Genomic DNA, 19449 nt, shown 5'->3' on the forward strand with positions numbered 1-19449 from the left:
CCTATCCCCTGTGTGCCTTGGCAGTCTCAGTGATGCCGTTCTTCTGGCCGACCCGCGCCTCATCCTGCCACCACAGTTCTATAGGTGTACCGCCAGGGAGCGCTGCCCGGATCGCTGCCACTTGGGCGGGGAAGCCTTTTTAAAAACGTCGATGGCGTCAGCCGCCTGCGCATGATGCCTCGGTCGTGCCGTCAGCTTCCTGTAGCCCATGGCGCGCAGGTCGCGGCTCAGCGTCTGCTTGCTGACCGACACACCATATTCGTCGAACAGCCACTGGATCAAATCGACGATCCGCCAGCGCACCACGCCATGCGACGCCGGGACCGGGCCCTGTTCGATGATCTCGGCAAGCGCCCGCTTATGCTCTGGGCCAAGCACTGGACGGGGACCGGGGGCTTTGCCGTCGAGCAAGCCGTCGGGCCCGCTGGTATTGAAGCGCAGCACCCAGTCTCGAACCGTCTGCAAACCAACGCCGCCGACCTGTGCCGCCGCGTGCCGCGCACCACCATCGTAAATCACCGCCAGCGCCAGCAGCCGCCGGACCTGATTGGCGTCACCGCTCAAACGCGCCAACCTTCGAAGACCAGACCCGTCGAAATCGTCCCTTAGCCCAACCGCTGATGCCACCGCCAACCTCCCACCGTTTGCGATGTTGAATCAGATCATGACCGACTTGGGAATCCCCGGCGCTGAGTCAGGCTCCGAGGGACTTGGTATAAAGCTCCCTGCGTTTGCGCCACTCCGCTATGTTCTGGAGGATCGCCGTCCGGCTTATGAGCGCCGCTACAATCAGGATGTCGCCGGGGCTGGGGGGGGCGCTAGTGTATTCCGCCAGCTCGATCGTGAGGAAAGCCTGACTGCGCTGCTGCGGGTCAATTTGCTTAAACGCATGGAAAGTTCGGTCCATGCCTTCGCACTAACGATCGGCCGACAGCTTGAGGTGGTTGAAGCGCTGATTGCTCGCATCGATGCCCATGACGACAGCGTAACCGCGCCCTCAATCGACGACTTGGATGACGACGATCCTGCCTTCGACCAGCTCGGAGTTGGACGAAGTGTACGCGTTCTGCTGAGCGATGCAGACCTCGTCCGCTGGCGTCAGGATCTAGCGGAAGATCGAGATCGGCTTGCGCGCCTCCACGCACAAGCGGAAAGCGTCACGGCGGAACGTGACGCCAAGCTCGCCGACTTGAAGGAGCTAACTGCCGCCAAGCTTGCCGAGCCATTCAACCCCGGCAATTCGAAGCTACTGGTCTTCACCGCCTTCGCTGATACCGCCGCCTACCTCTATGAAGAGCTACGTGCCGACTACCCACGTTATATGGCGCTAGTAACGGGATCGGGCCGCAACAAGACAACTCATCCAAAGATCACCTCCGACCTCGGCTCTATCCTGACCGCTTTTGCGCCTCGCGCTAGGTCCCGCCCTGAGGCCTTATCCGACGAGGAGGAAATCGACCTGATCATAGCCACGGACTGCATCTCTGAAGGTCAAAACCTGCAGGATTGCGACTGTGTTGTGAACTACGACATTCACTGGAACCCAGTCCGCATCGTACAACGTTTCGGCCGCATCGATCGGCTTGGGTCGCCCAACGCTGTCATTAAGCTGGTTAACTTCTGGCCTAATATGGACCTGGATACCTACATTGGCCTTGAGCGTAGCGTGTCGGGCAAAATGATGCTTCTCGACGTTTCAGCAACGGGCGAGGAGAACCTGATCGAGGCGCAAGCCGGCGATCAGATGAACGATTTGGAGTATCGGCGCCAGCAGCTCGAGACCCTGCAATCGCGGGTAGTCGATCTGGAAGATCTGTCCTCGGGTGTGTCCATCACCGATTTAACACTCAATGACCTGCGGCTGGATTTGGCCCGCCTGTCACCCGACCAACGCGAAGTTCTCAGCAAGCAGCTGCTCGGCACCTATTCGCCCATTTTTGCTAGCGACGATTTCCCACCCGGCGCACTGTTCGTTCTTCGTGCAGCTACGCCGTCGGCTGAGCGGTCGATCGCGAAGGGGGATCCGCTGTTCCCGCATGCCCTGATCTACGTCGGTGGAAAGGGGCACATCATCCTGCCGCATAGCCAACCCAAGCGCATGTTGGACCTACTACGCCTCGCTGCTGCAACACCGGCGGACCGACAGGCCGAAGCCTGGCTCTGCTTCGATGCGGAAACCAAAGGTGGTGACGCGATGGAAACGTGGCAGGCATTGCTTGCCGCTGCTATCCGTGGAGTCACTGGAAAAGCCGAGGAGCGCGCGGTCGAGAGCCTATTCACTTCCGGTGGGATTGAGGGGGCGGGAGGCGAGAGCGGGCTGGACGATTGGGAAGTCGTTTGCTGGCTGGCAATCCTTCCACCCGTATGACGATCACGCCTGCCGATGTCCGGGCCGCGCTAACGTTGCCGTTGACGGGGGCGCCGGTGCGGCGTCTTCCGAAGGACGTGTTGGCACAGCACGGCGCGGGCAATGCGGCTGATCGCAAAATGATCGATAACGCGATCGAGCGGCTAGACTGGTGGGCGACGCTGTCGCCAAGCACCGTGGGGGTCGCAGCAGGAACCGATGGCGAGCGGCCTGTCCCGGCTATTCAATTGCTGGCGATGACCGCTCGGATCGAACCTACTCAGCGGCTGCTGACGCTGATCCACCGTGCCATTCCAGTGCCAATCATTCTTATTACGGCGTTACCGGGGAATGCCGGCACCCGCCTGAGCGTCGCGCCGCTACGCCGAGCCGAGCGTATTACAGACCAAATGGTCATTGAGAGGCTCATCGTTGCGCCGGATCTCACGGCAAAGACCGATACTGCTACGTCTGCTTTTTTAAGCAGCCTTGCGCTACTCACGTTGCCTCAAACCACGCTTGCGGCTCTCTATGGTGCGCTGATCGAACGGACCGAAGCGCTCGCAGTCTCGCGCATCACTAACGAGCCATTCAAGCTTCTCAGCAATCCAATGTTGGTGACGGAAAGGCGCGACGCGCTAGTCCGTTACGAACAGGCTGAAACCGAATGGCTCGCCATCCGCTCAGCTGCAAGGCGGGAAAATCGGCTGGCCGAACAGGTCGTACTTGGCAATCAGGCGCGCACGCTTAAGGATAGGCTGCAGGCCATTGTGGGCGAGTTGGCCAACGCCGCAATCGCTTGTCCATAGTGTTTTTTAAAGAGATGCACGCCGATGGCGGGCACGGAGATAAATGTGACTGACGCCAGCGATCCCATTCTGCAGATCACCCGTGATAATGAGGCTGCGGGGAGTGGCGATCTTGTCGCGGGCAATGTCGCCCGGTTGAAGGCAATTTTTCCCGACATCGTGACCGACGGTAAGATTGACCTAGACACTTTGCGGGAGTTGCTCGGAGACGAAATAGAGGATGGTCAAGAGCGCTACGGCCTCAACTGGAAGGGTAAGCGCCGTGCTCGCGCTTTCGCGCTAACGCCGAGCCTCGGCACGCTGCGGCCTGCACCCAATGACAGCGTCGATTGGGAAACGACGCAGAACATCGTTGTTCAAGGCGACAATCTTGAGGCCCTCAAGCTCCTTCGGCGTTCTTACGCTAACAAGGTTAAGCTCATCTACATCGACCCGCCGTATAATACGGCAGGTGACTTCATTTACCCAGATAACTACAGAAATCCAATAGCCCAATACTTAGCTCTCACTGGTCAAACTGGGGGCGATGGAGAAGCGCTTATTAGTGACCGTGAGGAGCGCGGTCGCCTTCACACCGACTGGCTTAATATGATTTATCCCCGATTGATGCTCGCCAAAGAGATAATGGCCGATGACGGTATCATAGCCATTTCAATAAATGACATCGAGTCACCTAACCTCAGACTAGTATGTGATGAGTTGTTTGGTTCTGAAAATATAATATCCCAGTTTGTGTGGAACAATGAAGGCAACGTCGATCAGCAAAGCAAGATTAAAGGTGTACACGAATACATCGTTTGTTATGCTAAAAAGATTGCTATGATTGCCCGGCCAAATATCATTGATCCAAATGTCGAGGAAACTAGTAAATTATTTAATGATGCAATAGAAAATACCATAACGAAAAATGGGCCGGCAAACCCTGCTTCCATTGTGGTATTACCTATAGGCTTTCCCGCAACTTTCTCTGACGGGATCATAAAACCACGAAAAGACATGTGGCCTCATATTCACGAAACTATACGGGTTAAAGATGGTGTTGTGACTGCGCCTGCCACTGTCGAGAGTGGATGGAGTAGCCGCAACCTACTTGACCTATTTATCAGAAACGGGTTCGAAGATATTGTTGATGCGGAAGGCAATGCGAGGCGCTTTGCCCTGACGGAAAGTGGTGCGATATATACTTATAAGTCGCGCGGAGCGGGCCAGGGGCACGTTTTATCCGTAATACGGAATGTCGGAACTACAAAACAAAACAGCTAAATGCTAAAGAAATGGAATATAGACTTTTCATATCCAAAGCCAGTTCTACTAATTGAGCATCTTATACGGGTATTCAGTCAAAACTCCGGAGATGCAATTCTCGATTTCTTTGCTGGTTCGGGAACTACCGGACATGCTACATTCCGGGCTAATGCACGCGACGGTAAAACCCGACGATTTGTCCTAGTGCAACTTCCGGAGCCCGTTGAGCGGGGTAGCATAGCGGACATTACGGTAAAGCGACTTCAGTGTGCCGGTGCGCAGGTCAAGGACGAAAACTTAGACAAGACAATTGATGTGGGCTTTCGAGTCTACAAACTTGCTACGTCAAACCTGAAACCATGGCAACCAGACGCAGAGGATCTAGAGGCGAGCATCCTTGACGCCGTCGACAATGTGCTGCCGGGTCGCACCGAGGACGATCTCCTTGTCAAGTTGCTACTCAAGACGGGCATCGACCTAACTTTACCTGAGGAAAAGCGGGGCGTCGCCGGGCAGACCGTTTATGCACTGGGTGGCGGTACGTTAATAGTATGCTTGGGCAATGTCGGTGCCGACAGCGCCGAAGCGGTGAGTCAGGGCATAGCTGATTGGGTGAGCGAGCTCGATCCAGTGCAGACCACAGTCTATTTCAAGGATACTGGGTTGGGTACCAACGGTAATCGGGCCGCGACTAAGGCAAACCTCGCGGCAATTCTGCGCCAGCGCCTTGGCGATCGCATCGCCAAAATCGCCAGCATTTGATCGGCGACCCATGAAATTTGTCTTTGAAGCTGAGCTACCCCACCAGATCGGGGCAATCGATGCGGTCGTCGATTTGTTCGTCGGCCAGGAAGAGCGTCAATCTCTCTTCACCATCGCGCCGCGCCAAATTGCGGGTGAGCTGGAATATAACGAAAAACTGCTTGGCTATGCCAACCGCTCCGACCTGCTGGAGGAAGCGGTGCTGGACAACTTACACAACGTGCAGAACCGCCACGCACTGCCCGCCTCGCCGGAGCTGAACGTCGCGGCCAAGGGCAAGAAGGATGCTGGCGGTGATTACGGTATGGATTTCACCGTTGAGATGGAGACCGGCACTGGTAAAACCTACGTATATCTGCGCACTATTTTCGAACTGAACCGACGCTATGGCTTCACCAAATTCGTCATTGTCGTTCCCTCTGTTGCGATCCGCGAGGGTGTTAAAAAGACAATAGAGCAGACCGGCGAGCATTTCCGCCAAATCTATGACGGCGTGCCATTCGAGAGCTTTGTTTATGATAGCTCCGACCTGTCACAGATAATCGATTTCGCTTCTTCTCCATCGATTCGAGTGATGATCGCTACTGTGCAGTCGCTAGGCAGCAAGGCTGCAGTGTTTCAGCAGGCGCGCGAGCAGACCCGCGACATTCCCGGCGTAGATTGGGTAAAGAACACTCGGCCGATAATCATCGTCGACGAGCCGCAATCAGTCGATGCCAATCCCACTGGCGCCGGGCGCACGATCATGCGGGCTATGCAACCACTTGCGACGATCCGCTACTCGGCAACGCATGTGGCGAAGTTCCACCCGGTGTATCGCCTCGACGCCTTTGACGCGCATGATCGTGGACTGGTCAAATCGATCGAGGTCGATGGAGCTCAAGTTCAAGATGCAAACAACAGCCCGTATGTAAAGCTTCTGGAGATCGAGATCAAAAAGGGCCAACTGCCGCGGGCCCGGATCGAGATTGCCAAGCAGATGAAGGGTGGCGTTTCCCGCCAGTCGATGTGGGTTTATGACGGTAGTGAACTGGCCGAGGAGCAAGTTTCTGGCGGACGCACGGTCTACAATGGCTATCGGATCGGTATCATCGAAAAGATGCGTGGCGCCGGCTCTATGCAGCTGGTCGTACCGGGCGACGGCGTGAAGATACTGGAAGCCGGAGGTACCTGGGGCGATGTCGATGCCGGGTCGCTCTCACGCGCAATGGTGCGGCAGACGATTGAGCATCACTTTCGTAAGGAGCTGCGAAACCGGCCACTAGGGATCAAGACACTCAGCCTCTTTTTTATCGACGCCGTCGCCGATTACCGCCGGTATGATGAGGTCGGCCACGCCCAACGAGGCCCGCTCGCGGTAATTTTCGAAGACGAATACGCCAAGCTGGCGGCTCAGCCACGCTTCCAATCGCTATTTGCCAAGGTGCCAGCCGATGCATCCCGTTCACATGACGGGTACTTCTCACAGGACAAACGAGGGCGGTTCACCGAACCGACACTGAACGCGACGGGTGAGTTCTCGAATCAGAGGAGCCGTGACGAAGCCGAACGTACTTTCGACCTCATTATGAAGGACAAGGAGCGTCTGCTCGACGAGGCCGAGCCGTTGCGGTTCCTGTTCTCGCACTCGGCGCTGCGCGAGGGGTGGGACAACCCCAACGTCTTTCAGATCTGCTCGCTGCGTGAGATGGCGAGCGAGACCCGGCGGCGCCAGTCGATCGGCCGCGGGCTACGCCTGTGCGTTGATCAGAGCGGGCAACGCCGGCGCGACGAAGGGCTCAATGTCCTTACCGTCATCGCGCAGGAGGGCTACAAGGCATTCGCCGAGGGCTTGCAGACCGAGATGGAGCAAGCGCTCGACATCAAGCTGGGGATCGTCACCGCTGACCTCTTCGCCGGATTGACCTACGTCCTGCCAGACGGGGGCACGGCCGTCGTTTCAGTTAGGGAAAGCCGGGACATCTTCGAAGGCCTCGCCAAGGCGGGGCTGATTGACGAAAAGGGCAGGGCTAAACCGGAGCTGCGCACGGCCCTCGCCCAAAACACGGTGTCACTGCCCACCAATCTACCGGCACCAGCAGCCAAGCTGGTCCGTGACATGCTCCACCGCCTGGCGCGGAAGGTGCCAGTCAGCGATGCTCGAGCGAAAGGGCAAGTGAAACTGAACCTTGCGGTTTTGGAGGGGCACGACTTCAAGGCGCTGTGGGATCGCATCAGCCGCAAGACAACTTACCGGCTCGACTTCGATGACGCGGCGCTGGTCGCGCGGTGCGCGCAGGCGTTACGAGATATGCCACGTCCAGGCGAGGCCCGCGTAACCTTCGAACTGGCCGAAATGTTGATCGGCCGCGAGGGTGTGACGCCTGAGAAGGTCAGCACCTCAATTCCGCAGCGGCTAACCGGCACTCGCCTAGAGGTGCCGGATCTTTTAGGCGAACTGCAGAACCGCACCAAACTGCCCCGGAAGGTATTGGCCGACATCCTTATTCAGTCCGGACGGCTGCCGGACGCCGCAGTGAACCCCTCTGCCTTCATCGACGCAGTGACGGCAATCATTCAGGCGGGCAGGCGGCTGATGATGACCGACGGCATCGTTTATAAGCCTTTGGACGAATGGTGGGCACAGAGCCTGTTCGCCGCCGAAGAAGATGTGCCGCTCGACCGGCTTGTCGAGGTCAAACACGCGCCGCTGGATCACATCCTCACTGACTCAAACATTGAGGCCGAACTAGCGAAGGCGCTTGATATCAGCGGAGCGATCAAGATCTTTGCTAAACTGCCGCCCGGGTTCAAGATTACCACACCGCTTGGAACCTACAATCCAGACTGGGCGATCGTTCGCCAGCATGATGATCGAGAGGACGTCTATCTGGTAAGCGAGAGCAAGGGTAACCTGAACACCCTGCGCGAGGCTGAGAAAGCGCAGATTGCCTGCGGCAAAGCTCACTTCAAGGCGCTAAACGTGCCGTTTGTTACCGCTACAAATCTTTCAGAGATTCTGGTTCAAGTGTAATTGTATAGGGTGCTGCTCAAAGCTGAGAGTCCGGCCCAGACCATACCCAGGAGAGGACCGCATGAGCACTATGGCGTCGCCTAATACTAGTGAGTACAATATCGACGGGCTAGACGATATTCGATCGGTCGCACGCGAGGCGCTGGATGCATTTGGGGCAATCTCGACTGCCGCGCGCAGTGATCTGGGGCAACGCGGCGTCCATCTTGGTAGCCTCGCCATGGTCAACGAAGCGACTGCCGAAACCATTGCGCGCGATATGCGCGAGCGCAACGATCAGCGGATCGGCGATAGTCAGCGGCTGCAGCGCGAGCCCGCCATTGCCCGGCTCGTTATCGCCGACGAAGACGACGTGCGCGAAACGCTATATATCAGCGCAAGCGGCACGGTCGCTCAACAGACGGTCCGCTTGTGCAGTTATATGAGCCCCAAAGGACAGTTGGCGCCGCTCAGCATCGGCGATTACCGGAAGATCGCTCTACCCGGCGGTGCACGCGCGTTTGAGGTAATCGAGAAGACTACCTTCAGACCCATCGATTTAGCGAGCGAATGGGATTCGCAGCCAGCGGTGCATTTTCGCGAAAATTTGCCCCCGCTAACCGTTAGATCACTCCGCGACTTGCTGCGTGAAGATGGTTGGGATGAGGCAGGGATCGACACTGTCGAAGCTTGGCTTAACGATGGCGAAGCAATCGACGATGACAACGTGTCCGAGGGTATCAAACGCGACACGCTGACCGCAATGCAGTTGCGAATTGCCCCAATCCTTGACACCTTTCAGGACCGGATTTTTCGTCTGCCACTCGACAGCGAAATTGCGGTACTGGGTCCGCCGGGCACCGGCAAGACAACCACGTTGGTGCGGCGTTTGCGCCAGAAGGTGGATTTCGCCTATCTCGATCCTGAAACCGAGCGGCCATTAGTCGAGAATCCCGACGCGGCAGGGCTATCGCATGCTGATAGCTGGATCATGTTCACGCCAACGGAATTGCTGCGCCTGTATGTGAAGGAGGCGTTCGGCAAGGAAGGCGTACCGGTACATGACGACCGCATCCGGACATGGGATGATCACCGCCGAGAGATCGGACGGCGCAACCTGGGCATACTGCGCACAGGCACCGGGGGTGGCCTACAATTGCGCGCTGATGACGGCTTGCTGCTGGAAGCGACGCTGACCGAACAGATTGCCTGGTTCGAGGCGTTCGACGCACATCAGCAGGCGGGTTTTGTCACCACACTGACGACGGAGGCCGAGCGGCTTCAGCGGGCGAACGACCCTCGCCTTGTTGCGCTCGGGCGACAAATTGGCGAGGCAATCGTGCGCAGCGGTGACAGGCCACTCCAATTGCTTGGCGAACTCGCCGCCCTGTGGACGCGCCTGCGCGAGGTCGCCGGGACCCAGCGCGACGAAACCCGCGTTGCGCTGCGCGCTCCTTTGCTCACCTTTGGCCGCGACCGCCCAGGTTTTCTCAACTCGCTGACCGAGTTTGTTGGGATACTTAACAACGACTCTTCCGAGGAAGACGAGGATGACGCCGACAGCGACGGTGATCAGGATGGCGACGATGCCGATCGTAGTCAGCCGCTCCGCGGGCGCCGCCTGGTCGAGGACGCTTTCATCCGTGCAATGCGTAGCCGTGCCATCGCGCAAGCCAGCGCTCGAAGCCCCGCCGCGGGTAGTCGTGCAGGACGGTTACTCGCCTGGCTTGTAGCGCAGGGCCTGCGCCTGCCCGATTTAAAACGCACGGGTGAGGCCTTGCTAGTTCAGCGCGCGGCTCTCAGGCTCGCGCGTGCCCCAAACGACTATCTAGGTCGCATACCGCGCCGCTATCGGCAGTTCCGCAGCGCGATGCGCGAACAGGCGCGATGGTATGCCGACACGAAGTCACGGCCGCAGGAGGTGCATCCGGCCGAGGTCGATCTAATAATCCTTGCGATGTTACGCACTGCCCGCGCAATCGAATCTGACCGGTTGCTCAATCAGAGGCTTGCCGATCGTATGCCGCCCATGCTGAACGAGATCGCGCGGTTACGTCGCGATCAGGTGCTCGTCGACGAGGCGACGGATTTCTCACCGATCCAGCTCGCCTGCATGCGCATGCTGGCTAATCCACGGACCGCCTCCTTTTTTCTGTCGGGCGATTTCAACCAGCGCCTGACCCGGTGGGGCAGCCAGTCGGATGACGCGCTGTTATGGGTAAGCCCCGCTCTGCAAATCGAGCGGATTTCGGTCACCTACCGGCAGAGCCGAAAGTTGGCGGCCTTTGCCCGCGCTCTCGGCAGACTGCACGGTTTTGCACTCGACGATCAGCCACCTGCCGATATCGACAATGCTGGTGTGGATCCGGTCATCGGCTTGTCACTCACCACAATCGAGGATCAGGCTGACTGGCTTGCGGCGCGGATCGGTGAGATCAACCGCTTCACTGAGGGTGACATGCCTACCATCGCGGTACTGGCATGCGACGCCGATATGCTCGATCCGCTCGCGGAAACGCTGAGCAAACGGCTGGAGGACCTCAACATCCGCGCAGTCGCCTGTCCAAAAGGGCTGGTAAAGGGGCAGGCCGGCGACGTCCGCATCTTCGAGGTTGAACACATTAAAGGGCTGGAGTTCGAAGCGGTCTTTTTCATGGGCCTCGACGATCTGTACACTCGCGAACAAGAGATGTTCGATCGCTATGTCTATGTCGGTGCAACGCGTGCGGCCACCTTTCTGGGATTAGCGACCAGCGAGCCGTCGCTGCCCGGGCGACTCGCCGACCTGGACGCGGCAACGACGCTCGACCATTGGTGAGTGCGACCGAAGCTTGCTCCCCAAATTGTCGGAATTTCAAATTGGCTTCAATCAGGTCCAAGGACGTGTTCTTTCAGGTCAAACATGGGGCGGTCGGACCAGTCACAGGATACGTTATCGCCGGGGGGCTCTAATGGAAGACGTTCGCACAGGGGACTGGCAGTCAGGGACGAGGTTCGGAAGATTCGATTCCAAAGTTCAAACAGCGCTGTCCGAAGTCCGCTTCGACACGATCAACGCGGCACCCGTCGCGAACGGAGTCAGCTATCTGATCGTGGCCTACGAACTATGCGACTCAGTAGTATCTAAGAAGCGGACGATCGGCCAAGACTTACCGGCGATGACGCGGGATAGATGCCGTGTCCTGCTGCCTTGTCACGACCGCGCGTTTCCACATAATCTGGCAAACCAGCTTTCGCGTGCGGGAACCGCGACATGACGGAAACCGACGTTCTTGAAGCGCAGCGCGAAGCGACAGCAACGATCCGCGGGTACATGTATCAATTCGACGCAAGCATCCTCGCAGTGCTTAGCGCGACTAAATCTCAGACGGTCACCGTAGAAGGTGTAGAGGACTTCGACGTTCTCGAAGAAGATAGTCAGACGTACGGACAGGTCAAATATTACGAAGCGCAAAAGCTCACAGACTCTACCTTGCGCGACGCCATTGTGCCGATGATCACAGGGTTCCTTCGATATCCCGCGAATGTTCGCCTAAGAAAGAAATACGTTCTCTACGGGTATTTCAAGGACTCAACTGATGTAGCAACGCAATATAAGCTTTCCGATATGAAGCGCATGCTCGTACGTTCACAGTACGCCACAGATCCTAAAACAAAGATTCGAACTAAGAGCACGACAAACCTGCAGACTTCAATGGGCGCTTCTAATCAAGATCTAACCGACTTCTGCAATCGGTTCACCGTCGTTCTCAGCGAACCGTTCGACACACACCGATCCCAGGTCATTGAGGCGCTCCGGATCGCGCTCGATTTGGCGGACGATGAGGCAAGGTATTACAGCTATCCGTCGGCGTTCTCGTTGATGGCATCGCTCTCCAGTGCATCGATGAAAGCCGCGCGTACAACGACGCGCAACGATTTCCTTAATCAGATCAAGCCCAACGTCGCCGTCTATTCGGCTTGGGCGCTCCGCAGGGAAAGTGAAACCAGCTACTGCAAAATGATCCGAGAAGCGCATTTTGCCGGTCTTAACGTCGAAAGCCATGATCGCTTTTTCATCATTGACCTGCCCGATACCGAAACTCTGGATATGTTGACGAGCTTGGTGCGCCACATCATCGGCGCGTGGAGCAGCCACACGTCTAGATCCAGGCCCGCGAAAGAGCGCTACGCACCATTCTTCTTTTTTCCTGGCATCGGCCCCGAAGATCTTATTCAGTTGAAGACGCGACTTATAGAGGAGAGGTATCGGATCACGGACGGTTATGCCTTCTACGGTGCGGCCTTTACCACTGAGCATCTACTTCTAGCCCAGACGACGCTCGAGCCAATTGCGGCCCGCATCGTCGCTGACGGTACGCAGCTACTCGCCGCTCTCGACGCATCCGTGCGACGCCGGCTTGTGATCCAGCTGCACGCCGGGAAACCGTTCTCTATCGATCCGAAGTTCCGGCAGATCTCAGTGCCGGTGCTAAGCGCGGCCATGGCCAGAAAAATAGTTTAGGGAGAGCAAATGTGACGGACGACAACGATATCAATGCCGAGGTTGTCTCAGTATTTCCCAACAAAGTCCGTATTGCTGTTAATGATCTCTTTTCGTTTGAGATCGCTGGACAGTCTCTACGCGTCGGGTCATTCCTGAAAATCTCCGACAACGATAATGTTTCGTTGATTTGCATCATCGAAAGTTTCTCAATCGAAATGCGAGCGAAGGGTGACGATCACCAACGCGTCTACATGATCGATGCCTATCCACTTGGTACGCTCAAGGGGAACACCTTTCGGCGTGGCGGCGATGAACTTGCTATTCCACCCAAAAAGGTAGTGCCAGCTACGCGCGCTGAAATTGCTGCCATTTACGCCAACGCCTTTGAGCAAGGGCAGAGGCTCTGCTTCTCATCGCTCACGCGACAACGCGACGTAAAGGTTCCCGTTTACGGTGACCGCTTTTTCAATAAGCATATTGCGGTGGTTGGCGCGTCTGGTTCGGGGAAGTCTTCAAGCGTGGCGCGAATTTTGCAGGAGGCAACTGCAGCTAAGTCTGACGGATACACGGGACTTAATAATTCGCATATTGTGATTTTTGATATCCACGGCGAATACGCATCCGCGTTTCCAAGTGCCAAACTTCTGTCTGCCGACGACATCGTGCTCCCATATTGGTTGCTCAACGATGGCGAAATGAGCGACATGTTTCTCGAGTCTGGTGACAGCAACAATTATAATCAAGAAGCGTTGCTTCGGTCGATCATCACGCACTGCAAGGAGATGGCGAACCCCGGGGTCGCGAAGGTCAATTTTGACAGCCCTCTAAAGTACGACATGGCACATCTACAGACATGCTTTATGAACCTTTCTCGTGAGACAAAGGATGCGAACGATCCACTTACAATCAAAACCAAAGATGGCAACTCCGTAACATATGCAGATGACCGGGCACGGCTGACGGCCTATTCTAATAATGTAATCGACTTTGCTATAAAGGCTCAGGGAAAGATCAATAACGGGCCCTATGCTGATGGCACGATCGATAAGTTTGTCAGGAGAATATCCGCAAAAGTTAATAACGCCCGCCTTGGTTTCATGTTTGGTTCAACAGCGCTTGAGGCGACCCTGGAAGACGTCATTCGTCAGATCACTGGCTACGAAAAGACCTCCAGTGCTAACGTTACAATTATTGATCTAAGCGGTATTCCGTTCGAGGTGCTCAGCATCACCGTATCCTTGGTGACACGACTTCTGTTTGATTTTTCCTATCACGCGCGCCGCCAGACCGGTAAATGCGAAACGCCCTTCCTACTCGTTTACGAGGAGGCTCATAAATATGCGCCGCGGAGCGATCTCGCACGCTTCAAGGCATCGCTCAGTTCGATCGAACGGATTGCAAAGGAAGGCCGCAAATACGGGGTAAGCCTGATGATCTCGAGCCAGCGCCCATCGGAAATTTCGGAAACGATTTTCTCTCAATGCAGCAATTTCTTGGCAATGCGGCTGACCAACCCGGATGACCAAGCCTATGTAAAACGTCTGCTGCCGGATACACTTGGCAATCTGACGGCCGGTTTGCCAGCACTTGAGCAAGGCGAGGCGCTACTCATTGGCGATGCAGTCGCGATGCCATGCGTCGTGTACGTCAATGAATGTTCGCCGCGGCCGTCTTCGAACGACATTCGGTATTACGAGATTTGGAAAAACCCGTGGCACGCGGCCGGCGTTTCCGACGATTTCGATCACTGGCTGAAGTAACCCGCTGCACGCGGGTCGCAACATGGGGCGCTGCTACATTTGGTCCTTTGGGTTGGGTCTGGCCGACAGTCATTTCGCTCTGACTTGCAAGGTGGTAGAGGCCAAACATGTCTGGCAACCTTACCTTCATCCATGCGGCGGACATACACCTAGACAGCCCGCTGCATGGCCTGTCGCGCAGCGATGAGGCCTTCTCTCGCCTGGTGCGCGGCGCGACCCGCAAGGCGTTCTCCAACGTCGTGGATCTCGCGATTGAGGAAGGCGCTGCCTTCGTCGTAATCGCGGGCGATCTCTACGACGGCGCGTGGAAGGACCAATCGACCGGCCAGTTCGCCATCGCCCAGTTGGCGCGGCTCACGCGCGCCGGCATCCGCTCGGTAATAGTCTTCGGCAATCACGACGCCGAGAGCCGGGTCACCCGCCACCTGACGGCGCCAGAAGGGGTCTACAAGCTCAAGAGTGCGAAGTGCGAGAGCGTGCGGTTCGACGATCTTGGCGTCGTTGTGCACGGCCGCAGCTACAAGGAAGCGGCCACTACCGAAAACATTGCGTCGACCTACTGCCCGCCGGTCGCGGGCATGTTTAACGTCGCGCTACTCCATACGGCTTTGGACGGGCACGAGGGACATGCCAATTACGCACCCTGCAGTCTCGGGGAGCTGCAGGCGGCAGGGCACGACTACTGGGCGCTAGGCCATGTCCACGATCATGCCATTCGATCCGATCACCCCCATGTCGTCTTTGCCGGCAATACCCAAGGGCGACACATTCGAGAAACTGGCGCCAAGGGCGCTGTAGTGGTCCGGGTCGAAGAAGGTGCAATCGTCCATGTCGAGCACCGTGCGACGGACGAGGTGCGCTGGGCGCATGCTCGGGTAGATGCGATCGGCGCCGCAGACCCGATGGAAGCGCTAGCCGCGATCCAGGCGCAGCTACGTCCCGCCGTCCTTGGCGCCGATGGTCGTCCGCTGGCCGCGCGTGTCTCGATCACCGTCGATGGTACTCTCGCGCAGCGCTTGCGTGCTGATCCGGCTTGGTTCGAGGCCGAGGTTCGCGGCCATGCAGCCGGTGTCTCAGACGTCCTGTGGATCGAGCGCGTGAAGATCATCGCAAACGACGCCGCAATGCCTATCGGCCTGCCGCCCGAGTTGATGGACCTACTAGCGCAGGCGCTTGATGATCCTGACTGCGCGCGTGCAATCGAGAGCGCCATCGCCCCGCTGACCGCAAAGCTGCCGACAGACATCGGGGATCCCGACACGGCACCATTGCTCGCGTTTGCACGCGAACGGAATGGCGCAGCACTGGTCCGCGCTGCCCGGGCGCTTGTCGAAGCACGGCTCGGCGAGAGCACGCATTGATGCGCTTTCGCCGGCTGGAACTCCTACGATACGGTGGCTTTGCCGATCGCGTGTTTGATTTTGGAAGTGACGGCCCTGACCTGCATCTCATCGTCGGGCCCAACGAGGCGGGCAAGTCGACGGCGCTGCAGGCTATCGGCGACTTCCTGTTCGGCATCCCCGCGCAGAGCCGGCAAAACTGGCGCTATGAATATGCTCAACTCCGCTTGCGGGCAGTAATTGAGCATGACGGCGAGCTGCTCGACATCACCCGGCGCAAGGGCAACCGGGACACCCTGCTTACCGCTGACGGCACACCCTTCAAATCGGATCCACTGGCATCGTTGCTCGGCGGAATCGACCGTGCAGGGTTCGAACGAATGTTCGGGCTCGATCATGCCAAACTGCGCGAAGGCGGAGCCAGTATCATAGGCGGCCGGGACGACGCCGCTCGGATCACACTCGAGGCGGGCACCGGCGTCTCCCATATCGGTAGCGAGCTCGCCAGGCTGACTGAGGCAGCCTCGTCGCTATTCAAGGCCGGCGGACAGAACCCTCCGGTGAACCGTCTTATGCGGGAGCGATCAGAGGCGCTGGCGCAGGTGCGGCAAACATCGATCACCGATGCCGACTGGACACAGGCCCGGCAGCGCCGTGCCGACGCCGAGGCGCGCCGCACTGCGCTGATCGACGAGGCAGACGCCCTCGACCGTGAGCAGGCCCGCCTGGACCGGGTGGGGAGGGCGCGGGTGCCCTTCGCCCGTCTAAGCGTCGCGCGAGCCGAACTAGCTGGTCTCGAGGAACTGCCTACGCTGGCGCAAGATGCGGCGACACAGCTGGCTACTCTTCGCGCCGATCGCGTTACGGCCACCGAACTTGCGGATCAGGCGAAGGGGGAGTTGGCGCGCGTCGAAGAGGCGATCGCCGGTATCGAGCGGCCCGGCATCATCGTGTCCGAACAGGATCGTATCGAGGCACTGGAAGAGCAACGACCGGTCATTGCTAAGGCGGCAGGCGACTTGGACCGGCGTCGCACGGAGCTGGACCGGATCGATACCAAGCTGGCCGCTGCCCTGGCGGAAGCACGGATCACACCGGGACAAGCAATCCCCTCTGCCGGGTGGCGCAAGCGTGCGGCCGCGCATCTCGATGCCGTTCGGGAGCTGAAGGCGCGTGAGGTCGTAGTTGAGAAACAGCAGGTCAAACTGGCCGGCGACCGCGCTGCGGTTGAGCATGACCTCGGGGCGGTCAGCGATGCGATCGACCCGGCCGACCTGATTGCGACGCTTCAGCTCTTGCCTGCCGATGCGGAAACGCGGTTGGCGGACGCTACCTTGGAGGCTGAGCGGAAGCGGACGCTCGCAGCGGAACGGCTATCCGATCTTACCCCGTGGCAGGGATCGATCGCGAGTCTACGCACGCTTGGCGTACCTACCGAGGCGGAAGCAGCCGTGGTCCGAAGTGCTGTCGAGACGGCCCAGAATGACGCAGCTGGTGCGCGCAAGGAGGGCGAGACCGCGCAAACCAGCGCCATCCGAGCAGACGCGAGGCTGAAGGGTTTGATCGCCGGCGGATCGCTTCCGACTCCTGACGTGATTGCAACTGCCCGGCAGCAGCGCGACGCTCTCGTTACCGAGGTCCGCGAGCGGCTGGCGACGCCCTATACCGGAGACCACGTTCGGATTGGCGACGCACTTGGCCACTCGATCACAGAGGCCGATCGATTGGCTGACCGACGCGATGCTGAAGCAGCCCGCGTCGCCGAATATGTCCTGACGACCGTCGCCCGCGATGAAGCGAATGCACTGGTGGCCGCGGCGCATCAGCGAGAGGCCCGATATCAAGCAGCGTTGGATCTGGTTGGACAAGGCTGGGCCGAACGATTGCAGACGCTGGGCTTCGAGCGGGTCATCGCACCTGCAGACCTCTCCGGGTGGCTCACGAAGCGCTCGGCAGCGCTGGAGGCTGATCGGGACGCGGCGTCCGCGGAACTGGCACTTAAAGCGCTGACTATCCGGTTCGGGGAGACACGCACCGCGATCGCAACCGCTCTTTTGGCAGTGAAGGGACAGGTCGCAGCATCCGACGATCCGAAATTAGTGCCGCTGGCTAGCGGTCATGCTGCTGCGCTGACGACCGCCTCAGCCGATCGCGATCGGCTGCTGGCTGCCCTGGCCACGATCGAACGTGCGTCGGGTGAGCTTGCAGTCGAGGTTGCCGAACTGGCGCGCGCACGAGTGTCGCTCGATCAAGAACGGGCAGTGCTGGCAGGGGAGGCAGCACTTCCTGCCGATGCCAGCGAGACTGTCCTTGCCGACGCTCTCGTAGCCATCGCCCACGTTACTGAGGAAACCGGGGTATGGGATTCGATCGCGCGGGAGATCGAAGGCATCGAGCGGGACCGGTCGGCGTTCAATGCCGAGCTGGCAGCCGTGCTTGTTGTGCTGCAGGTTACCGGCTCTGCCGACACGGTCGAGCACGTGCGGCGACTGGCGACTTCGTTGCGCGCAGCAATACGCGCGCGTGATACGTTAGCGAGCCTTGAAAAGGATCGCGCGCGCATCACCCGCGAGCTTGACCAGGCGGAGCGTCGGCTTGCCGGCATTGCCGTCGCGATCGATACACTGATGCAGGCGGCCGGCACGACGGATGAAGTCAGCCTAGACGGCATCATCGCAAGCGTTGCCCGGCGAGACTTTCTTCAATCGTTGGAACGCGAAGCGCTCGACGAACTTGCAGGTGCCGACAACGGCGCCGGGCTTGATACGCTGGCCGATGAAATTGCCGGTGTGTCGGTCGAAGACGCCTCAAGCGCTCGAGCTCGGATCGACGACCGCCGGCGCGAAGTGGCAGCTGAGCGAGAAATCGTCGGACGAGCGCTGAACGCGGCGGACGAATTGGCCGGCCGAGCGGCAAGCGAAAGCGCTGCTGCTGACGCACAACAGACAGCTTCCGAGACGACTGCGGCACTGGCGCAGGCGGCGGAGGAGCACATCCAGGCTGCGAGCGCGGCCGCGCTGCTTCGTTGGATGCTGGACCGGCATCGTACAACCAATCAGGCACCGCTGATTGCGCGGGCCGGCGTGCTGTTCGCAGAGGTGACGGGCGGTGCCTTTACGGGCCTGAACGTCGGCTATGGTGATAACGACAGTCCGATCATCCTCGCGCAGCGCTCGGACGGTGGTGAAGTTCGCGTCGAGGCGCTCAGCGAGGGAACGCGCGATCAGCTATACCTCGCGCTCCGGCTGGGCTCGATCGAAGGACGCGCCGGCGCGGGGTCCTTGCCGATCGTCTGCGACGATCTGCTGATCACCGCAGATGATGATCGGGCTGCGGCACTCCTCCGGGTGCTCGCCGCAGCGGCAGCACATAGCCAGGTGATCGTCTTCAGCCATCACGCACATCTAATCGACGTCGCGCGCAACGCGGTGGGATCGGATGGCTTTCGCCTTCATACGATCGAACCGATCGGCTCGATCGCGGCGTAGCAGAGTCCGTCGAACAGACGCATGATTGCCACGGCAAGCCGCGGCCATCCGCCGCTACGAGGCATTCCTGTCCAAAAGCACGAATGCCATGCCTTTAACGCTCCGCCCACCGCGGATGAGTCTACCCGCATCATGGGACTCCGTTTCCTTCACCTCGTCCCAAGATGCGGTGGGTCAACGTTCGTAGTTATCGTCATGCAGGATGACGGACATGGCTTTT

Annotated in this window: 10 protein-coding genes and 1 pseudogene; 10 read left to right on the forward strand and 1 reads right to left on the reverse strand. The window is 58.7% G+C overall.

What is annotated here, in order from left to right; translation table 11 throughout:
- Positions 1 to 31: 31 nt before the first annotated feature.
- Positions 32 to 651, reverse strand: a pseudogene (locus RI03_RS16175) (winged helix-turn-helix domain-containing protein); the annotation flags it as partial.
- Positions 652 to 664: 13 nt separating this feature from the next.
- On the opposite strand from RI03_RS16175, the gene RI03_RS16180 reads away from it, so the two are divergent.
- From RI03_RS16180 to RI03_RS16220, 10 genes are all read left to right on the forward strand, one after another.
- On the forward strand, positions 665 to 2368 hold the full coding sequence (locus RI03_RS16180; RefSeq protein ID WP_170318386.1) for a C-terminal helicase domain-containing protein: 1704 nt from the start codon (positions 665 to 667) through the stop codon (positions 2366 to 2368).
- Positions 2365 to 3156 carry a DUF4391 domain-containing protein gene (locus RI03_RS16185; RefSeq protein WP_010218622.1) on the forward strand — a complete coding sequence of 264 codons (792 nt, stop codon included), beginning with the start codon at positions 2365 to 2367 and terminating at the stop codon, positions 3154 to 3156. Before RI03_RS16180 ends, RI03_RS16185 begins: the two co-directional genes overlap by 4 nt.
- Before the next feature lie 45 nt (positions 3157 to 3201).
- Positions 3202 to 4419: a site-specific DNA-methyltransferase gene (locus RI03_RS22300; RefSeq protein ID WP_238542416.1), complete on the forward strand. Its 1218-nt coding sequence runs from the start codon at positions 3202 to 3204 to the stop codon at positions 4417 to 4419.
- A complete protein-coding gene (locus RI03_RS22305) occupies positions 4420 to 5163 on the forward strand; it encodes a DNA methyltransferase (protein ID WP_081504236.1) in 744 nt (247 codons plus the stop codon).
- Between the two features lie 10 nt (positions 5164 to 5173).
- Positions 5174 to 8176 carry a restriction endonuclease gene (locus tag RI03_RS16195; protein WP_010218626.1) on the forward strand — a complete coding sequence of 1001 codons (3003 nt, stop codon included), beginning with the start codon at positions 5174 to 5176 and terminating at the stop codon, positions 8174 to 8176.
- 61 nt (positions 8177 to 8237) lie between these two features.
- On the forward strand, positions 8238 to 10973 hold the full coding sequence (locus RI03_RS24755; protein WP_138995692.1) for an ATP-binding domain-containing protein: 2736 nt from the start codon (positions 8238 to 8240) through the stop codon (positions 10971 to 10973).
- A 435-nt stretch (positions 10974 to 11408) separates the two neighbouring features.
- Entirely contained in the window at positions 11409 to 12659 is a 1251-nt protein-coding gene (locus RI03_RS16205) for a DUF4297 family anti-phage-associated protein (RefSeq protein ID WP_010218628.1), read from the forward strand.
- An 11-nt stretch (positions 12660 to 12670) separates the two neighbouring features.
- On the forward strand, positions 12671 to 14401 hold the full coding sequence (locus RI03_RS16210) for an ATP-binding protein (RefSeq protein WP_010218629.1): 1731 nt from the start codon (positions 12671 to 12673) through the stop codon (positions 14399 to 14401).
- 107 nt (positions 14402 to 14508) lie between these two features.
- Positions 14509 to 15762: a metallophosphoesterase family protein gene (locus RI03_RS16215; protein ID WP_010218630.1), complete on the forward strand. Its 1254-nt coding sequence runs from the start codon at positions 14509 to 14511 to the stop codon at positions 15760 to 15762.
- The gene (locus tag RI03_RS16220) at positions 15762 to 19229 is read left to right on the forward strand and encodes an ATP-binding protein (RefSeq protein WP_010218631.1); all 3468 of its coding nucleotides are present in this window, start codon (positions 15762 to 15764) and stop codon (positions 19227 to 19229) included. The genes RI03_RS16215 and RI03_RS16220 overlap by 1 nt, the downstream gene beginning before the upstream one ends.
- The last annotated feature ends 220 nt before the right edge of the window (positions 19230 to 19449 follow it).

The organism is Sphingomonas sp. PAMC 26621 (assembly GCF_000251145.1).
In the GTDB taxonomy this organism is placed as follows: domain Bacteria; phylum Pseudomonadota; class Alphaproteobacteria; order Sphingomonadales; family Sphingomonadaceae; genus Sphingomonas.